This window comes from Aeromonas sp. PrichA-15 (genome assembly GCF_017939245.1).
Taxonomy (GTDB): domain Bacteria; phylum Pseudomonadota; class Gammaproteobacteria; order Enterobacterales; family Aeromonadaceae; genus Aeromonas; species Aeromonas caviae.
Window position 1 is genome coordinate 1 of the sequence record NZ_JAGKRH010000378.1, and the last position, 429, is coordinate 429.

Below are 429 nucleotides of genomic sequence, written 5' to 3' on the forward strand. Positions count from 1 at the left end.
GATGAAGGGCAGCCCTTCGTAGGTACTTGCCTGTTCCAGTTGTTGTTGCACGGCATCCGCCATGCCGGTCAGTTTCAGGTGTCTCAAGCGGGTCAGCGTTTGTTGGGTCATGGGACGTATCCTCTTTAGTGGAAGCTCTGGGGGCCGCGGATGTTCTCGTGCTCTTGCGGCAGTTCTGGATAACTGAGCGGACTTGCGGACAGTTGGTCGCGGCCACTGGTCAGCACCGACTTGAGCTGCTTGAGCCGCACCAGTCCTTCCCGGTTGGCCAGCTGGCAACAGGCTTCGACTCGTGATGGCGGATACTCCCGGCTAAGACTCAGCAGTCCCAGGCAGAGTCGGTATGCCTGCTCGGCATGGGCTTTCTCTGCCAGCCGTTCGCTAACCCAGCACAAGGTGCCCGGTCCGATGTCGGCAGCCCACTGCTTA

General features: G+C 60.1%; 2 pseudogenes. Both read right to left on the reverse strand.

Going from position 1 to position 429, the window contains the following annotated elements:
* Positions 1 to 111: pseudogene (locus J9889_RS23730) on the reverse strand (ATP-binding protein); the annotation flags it as partial.
* 14 nt (positions 112 to 125) lie between these two features.
* Positions 126 to 429 (reverse strand): annotated as a pseudogene (locus tag J9889_RS23735) (IS21 family transposase); the annotation flags it as partial.